6 protein-coding genes are annotated in these 6,354 nt (G+C 70.3%); all 6 read left to right on the forward strand.

The genetic code is table 11. The annotated features are described in order from the left end of the window. The first annotated feature begins 268 nt into the window (after window positions 1-268). Entirely contained in the window at window positions 269-1,759 is a 1,491-nt protein-coding gene (locus ACXJMZ_RS08110) for an MFS transporter (protein WP_457029271.1), read from the forward strand. Window positions 1,760-1,778: 19 nt separating this feature from the next. Next, window positions 1,779-2,174: a nuclear transport factor 2 family protein gene (locus ACXJMZ_RS08115; protein ID WP_457029272.1), complete on the forward strand. Its 396-nt coding sequence runs from the start codon at window positions 1,779-1,781 to the stop codon at window positions 2,172-2,174. A gap of 155 nt (window positions 2,175-2,329) precedes the next feature. Beyond that, window positions 2,330-3,166: a type 1 glutamine amidotransferase domain-containing protein gene (locus tag ACXJMZ_RS08120; protein WP_457029273.1), complete on the forward strand. Its 837-nt coding sequence runs from the start codon at window positions 2,330-2,332 to the stop codon at window positions 3,164-3,166. A gap of 96 nt (window positions 3,167-3,262) precedes the next feature. Then, complete coding sequence (locus ACXJMZ_RS08125) at window positions 3,263-4,933, forward strand: thiamine pyrophosphate-binding protein (RefSeq protein WP_457029274.1); 1,671 nt, start codon at window positions 3,263-3,265, stop codon at window positions 4,931-4,933. Between the two features lie 19 nt (window positions 4,934-4,952). Next, window positions 4,953-5,549 carry a DJ-1/PfpI family protein gene (locus ACXJMZ_RS08130; protein WP_057234002.1) on the forward strand — a complete coding sequence of 199 codons (597 nt, stop codon included), beginning with the start codon at window positions 4,953-4,955 and terminating at the stop codon, window positions 5,547-5,549. A gap of 41 nt (window positions 5,550-5,590) precedes the next feature. Further along, the coding region (locus ACXJMZ_RS08135) for a maltotransferase domain-containing protein (protein ID WP_457029275.1) at window positions 5,591-6,354 on the forward strand (764 nt) is incomplete at its 3' end.

Consider the following 6,354-nt stretch of genomic DNA (forward strand, 5'->3'; position numbering starts at 1 on the left):
GACTTAACGTCAGCAGACTTAACCAGTGCAGTCATTTCTAGTCAACCATATAAGTGACAAGGTGCAAGCCATGTGAGGCATGGGCTCTATGAGCAGGGGTGATGCGGATCGAGGTGCTCGCCCGGCAATGAATTGACTGATGGTTTGACAGCTATCCGCGCTCGTAGTTAACTGCTTGCGCACTGTCATGCCCCGGCGGGGGCGGTCCTCCGCGGGGCTCCGCCTCGACGTTCCTTCCGATCCGGAAGAGCGAGGAGCCTGACACACCATGACCACAATCGAACGCACAGCCTCGGCGCTGACGGAACGAAGGAAGAACCTCTCGCTCCTCGTGCTCTGCGCGGCGGTCTTCCTCGATTCGCTCGACAACTCGGTGCTCGGCGTCTCGCTGCCGAGCATCAAGCAGGCGCTCAGCCTGTCCGACGGCTCACTGCAGTGGCTCGTCTCCGGTTACGTGGTCGGCTACGGCGGCTTCCTGCTGCTGGGCGGCCGAGTGGCCGACGTGTGGGGTCGCAAGCGGACCTTCGTCGCCGCGACCGTCGTCTTCATCATCGCGAGCATGCTCGGCGGCTTCTTCACCGACGGCTCGCTGCTGGTGGCCACCCGGGTGCTCAAGGGTGTCGCGGCCGGGTTCACCGCGCCCGCGGCGATGTCGCTGATCACCACGACCTTCCGTGAAGGCACCGAGCGCAACCGGGCGTTGGGCATCTTCGCGATGACCGGGGCCGGCGGCTACAGCTTCGGCCTGGTGCTCTCCGGCGTGCTGACCGAGATCAACTGGCGGCTGGTCTTCTTCGTGCCCGCCATCATCGCGCTCGGCGTCCTGATCGCCAGCCCGCTGATCATCGGCGACGACCGTGCCGCCGGCTCCGGCCGACGGGGCGGGTTCGACGTCGGCGGCGCGGTCACCGCGACCGCCGGTGCGATGCTGCTGGTCTACGGCCTGGTGCAGGCCCCGTCCTGGGGCTGGGCTTCGGTCGGCACCCTGGGCACGATCGGTGGCGCCGTGGCACTGCTCATCGGCTTCGTCCTGATCGAGGCCCGGCACCGCGCGCCGCTCGTGCCGCTCTCGATCTTCCGCTCGTCGACGCTCAGCAGCGCCAACCTGGTGAGCATCGTCTGGGCCTGCTCCACCATCGGCTGGCAGTTCGTGGCGAGCCTGTACCTCCAGGAGACCCTGGGCTACACCGCTCTCCAGACCGCCTTCTGCTTCCTGCCGCTCGGCCTGGTCATCGTGGCCACCGCCAAGTACGCGTCCGGCCCGCTGGTCGGCCGGTTCGGGGTCCGCACCGTCACCACCGTCGGCATGATCCTGCAGGGCGCGGGCGTGCTGCTCTTCCTGCGGATCGGCCACGACGCGGACTTCGTCACCGTGCTGCTGCCGGCCATCATCATCCACGGCATCGGCAACGGCCTGGTCTACCCGACCGTCAACATCGCCGGGGTGAGCGGGGTTTCGGACGACCGCCAGGGTGTGGCCTCCGGCCTGATCACCGCCTCGTACCAGATCGGTGCGGGTGTCGGTGTCGCCGTGCTGACCGCCGTGATGACGGCGACCGTGGTCACCGAGGGCTCCGGCGTCGGGGTCACCAGCTACCGCTGGGCCTTCCTGGCGGCGGGCCTGTTCTCCCTGGTCGGCGTGCTGATCGCGCTGTTCGGGATCCGTCCGAAGCCGCAGCAGCAGCCCGTGGCCGAGGCCCCGGCCGAGGCCCCGGCCGAGGCCGGCGTCGAGGGGCGCGAGACGGCCGGAAGTCGCTGAACCACTGTCCGGAATCCTCGTGGCCCGACCCGCCGGGGCCACCGTGGTCCAGTCGATCCGCAACGATCCCACCACCAGTGCGCCGCAGACCCTGCAGGCGCTGCCGCCGGCCGCCCGCAGCTACGTCGACGCGGTCGAGGCCAGGAATCTGGACGCCCTGGTGGCCTCCTTCCACCCCGACGGCCTGATCGTGGACGTCGGCCGCGAGATCCGCGGTCACGAGGCGATCCGGCACTGGGCCGCCTCCGAGGTGATCGGCGGACGGCTCACCGTCCTGCGCGAAACCCCGCGGGAGAACGGCACCACCATGCTGGTGGTCTTCGCCCCCGGCGGCTCCGGCGGTTTCCGGGCGAACTACGCCTTCGACATCGCGGACGGCCTGATCACCAAGGCCGCCCTGACCTACGCCGACTGACCTCGCACAGTACTTCCTCCGACTTACCGCATGCCCAACTCGGCTGCCTGGAAAGGCAGTTGGAGTACTCGTGAGCCGGTAGACAGGAGTGGGGCCACCGGGGCAGCAGCCCGCTCGTGGCCGGCCCGCAATCCCTTTGAAGGAGACCAACGCCGATGGCGAAGAAGCGCATTCTCATCGTCCTCTCCGAGTACGGCTACTGGGGAGAGGAGTTGATCGGCCCGCTCGAGACCTTCGACAAGGCCGGTTACGAGATCACCTTCGCGACCCCGACCGGCAAGCGCGCGGTGGCCCTGCCGCCGAGCTACGACCCGGAGTACATCGACCCGCCGCTCGGCCGTTCGGTGACCAGCACCGAGATGGCCGAGAAGGTCCGCGCGTTCGACGGCTCGAACCGCCTGGACAGCCCGCTCGACCTGTCGTCCTGGCTGCCGGACCGGCCGTACCGCAGCCGCAACGACTTCCTGCGCGCGTGGGAGGGCTACAACCACCGCCGCGAGCACGTCCAGGAGCAGATCGCCGACCGGTACGACGCGCTGCTGATCGTCGGCGGCAGTGGTCCGATCGTCGACCTCGCCAACAACTGGCGGGTGCACGACCTGGTGCTGGCCTTCTACAACCTCGGCCTGCCGATCGCCGCCGAGTGCTACGGCGTGGCCTGCCTGGCCTTCGCCCGCGAGCAGGACGACCGGGCCAGCATCATCCGCAACAAGCACGTCACCGGGCACTGCATCGAGTACGACTACAAGGACGGCACCGGCTTCATGGGCACCGACTTCGTGATCGGCCCGCCGCCATACCCGCTGGAGTACATCCTGCGCGACGCCACCGCTCCCGACGGTGCCTACCACGGCAACTTCGGCAAGGAGACCTCGGTGATCGTCGACTACCCGTTCATCACCGGGCGTTCGACCCCCGACTCCTACCTCACCGGCCAGAAGGTCGTCGAGGTGCTGGAGCAGGGCCTGCGCCAGTGGGGCTTCAAGGCCTGACCCGTGGAGACGGGCGGCCGTGCCCCGGCGCATACCGGCCGGCCGCCCGCTCCCGGCTTCCTCCGTACAGTCCACCGATCGAGAGGTACGCAAGCCATGGCCAGCAGGCCCGCCCGGGTGGCGATGCTCGAGCAGTTCAAAGCCGACGGCGTGAAGTACATGTTCGGCAATCCCGGCACCGTGGAGCAGGGCTTCCTGGACGAGCTGCGGGGTTTCCCCGAGATCGAGTACGTGCTCGCGCTCCAGGAGGCCGTGGTGGTCGGCATCGCCGACGGCTACGCCCGGGCCACCCGCACGCCCACCCTGCTGCAACTGCACTCCGGGGTGGGCCTGGGCAACGGCATCGGCATGCTCTACCAGGCGATGCGGGGTCACGCGCCGCTGGTGGTGGTGGTCGGCGAGTCCGGCCTCGCGTACGACAGCATGGACGCCCAGATGGCCGCCGACCTGGTCGGGATGGCCAAGCCGGTCACCAAGTGGGCCACCAGGGTGGTCGATCCGGAGTCCACCCTGCGGGTGCTGCGCCGGGCCTTCAAGGTCGCCGCCACCCCGCCGTACGGACCGGTGCTGGTGGTGCTGCCGGCCGACGTGCTGGACCGGCCGACCAGCGAGCCGGCCGTCCCCACCTCCTACCTGCACACCGCCGTGGTCCCGGACGCCGGGACGATCGGGCTGGCAGCCTCGTTGCTGGCGGGCGCCGAGCGGCCGCTGATCATCGCCGGGGACGGGGTGCACTTCGCCGACGCACAGGCGGAGCTGGCCCGGTTCGCCGAGGTGTGGGGCGCCGAGGTCTGGGGGGCGGACTGGGCGGAGGTCAACCTGCCGGCCGACCACCCGCTCTACCAGGGCCAGTTGGGCCACATGTTCGGCGAGAACAGCAGCCGGGTGACCGCCGCGGCGGATGCCGTGCTGATCGTCGGCACCTACGCCCTGCCGGAGGTCTACCCGCTGCTCGACGGCGTCTTCGCCGAGGGCGCGCCGGTGGTCCACATCGACCTCGACAGTGCGGCGATAGCCAAGAACTTCCCGGTCGACCTCGGTCTGGTCGCCGACCCCAAGCTCTCGCTGGCCCGGCTGACCGAGGCCCTGACGGAGCGTCAGTCCACCGAGCGGCAGCAGGCGGTGGCCGAGCGCATCCAGGGGCTGGCCGACAAGAAGGCCGCCGCCTACGCGGACGCGGTCGCCCGCGACCTGGCCGCCGACGAGGGCGGCCCGCTGACCGCCGCGTACTTCGGCCGCGAGCTGGCCCGCCAACTCCCGCCCGACGCCGTGCTGTTCGACGAGGCGCTGACCTCCTCGCCGGGCATCTTCCGGTACAACCCGCCGAACGAGCCCGGCCACTGGCACCAGACCCGGGGCGGCTCGCTCGGGGTCGGCATCCCCGGCGCGATCGGCGCCAAGCTGGCCCACCCCGAGCGGACGGTGGTCGGCTTCACCGGGGACGGCGGCAGCATGTACACCGTGCAGGGCCTGTGGACGGCCGCCCGGTACGACATCGCCGCCAAGTTCGTGATCTGCAACAACGGCCGCTACAAGCTGCTCGACGACAACATCGAGCAGTACTGGCGGAGCCAGGACATCGAGCACCACGACTTCCCCGGCATCTTCGACCTCTCCCGGCCCGAGATCGACTTCGCGGCGCTCTCCGAGTCGCTGGGCGTCCCGGCCGTACGGGTGGAGAAGCCGGCTGAGGTCGCCCCGGCCATCGCACGGGCGCTGGCGCACCCGGGACCGTTCCTGATCGACCTGGTCATCGGTCGTGACTGACCGGGAAGGAGGGGCCGTCATGCGGCTGACCGGACAGAAGATCGCGGTCCTGATGGAGAGCGACTTCTACGAGCCCGAAATCCTCTACTACCAGCGCCGGTTCGCCGAGGAGGGCGCCGAGGTGCGCTTCCTGACCCGGCTCTGGGGCAACGAAAGACTGGTCTTCCGGGGGCACGAGCACCGGATGCCGTTCGAGGTCACCGAGTCCTTCGAGGACCTGGACGAGTACGGGCTGCGGGAGTTCGCCGCCGTGATCGTGCCCTCCGGCATCGTCGCCGACCGGCTCAGGTACACCGAGGACGTGCAGGCGCTTCCCCCGGCGGTGACCTTCCTGCGCCGGGCCTTCGCGGACCCCGCGATCGTCAAGGGCATCATCTGCCACGGCATGTGGCTGGCCGCGCCGATCCCCTCGGTGATCCAGGGGCGCAAGGCGGTCGTGCACAACAACCTGCTCGGCGACCTGCGCAACATGGGCGGCGTCTACGTGGACCAGGACGTCGTCGTCGACGAGGACCTGGTCACCGCCCGGACCGGCAACCACTGCCACGTCTTCGCCCGCACCATCATCGACCAGCTCGCCGCCCGTACCAGGCGCCGGCTCGGAGAAGTGGTCTGACCAGGCGGGTAGCCGCCCAACCGTGAGAGGACATCGGCAAGATGAGCACCATCAAGGCAGCGGCACCCCGCAGACAGCCCACCCCGATCGGCCGGATACCCGTGCTGGACGTCGAGCCGGCGGTCGACGGGGGCAGCCGCCCGGCCCGGGCCGTGGTCGCTGAGCGGTTCCTGGTCAGCGCCACCGTGTTCCGGGAGGGCCATGACGCGCTCGGCGCCAACGTGGTGCTGCGCGGTCCGCGCGGGCGGCGCGGTCCGTGGACCCCGATGCGCGAGCTGGCGCCGGGCACCGACCGGTGGGGCGCGTACGTGACGCCGACCGTGCCCGGCCGCTGGACCTACACCGTCGAAGCCTGGAGCGATCCGGTCGCAAGCTGGCTGCACCGCGCCGACATCAAGATCCCGGCCGGCCAGGACGTCGAGGTCACCCTGGAGGAGGGCGCGGAGCTGCTGCGCCGGGCGGCCCTGGCCGGCCCCAGGGGAGCGGGGCGGACCGCCGTGCTGACGGCCGCCGCCACCCTGCTCGACCTGGACGTCCCGGCCGCGCAGCGGCTGGCAGCGGCCCACGCCCCGGCGGTCACCGCACGGTTGGCCGACCATCCGCTCCGGGAGCTGCTCTCGACCGTGGAGCCGGTGGAGCTGACGGTCCATCGGGAGCGGGCGTTGTTCGGGTCGTGGTACGAGTTCTTCCCGCGGTCCGAGGGTGCGGTGGTCGACCCGGACGGTAACCAGCCGCCGGTGTCCGGTACGTTCCGCACCGCCGCGCTGCGGCTGCCCGCCGTCGCCGCGATGGGCTTCGACGTCCT

This window comes from Kitasatospora sp. P5_F3 (genome assembly GCF_054049135.1).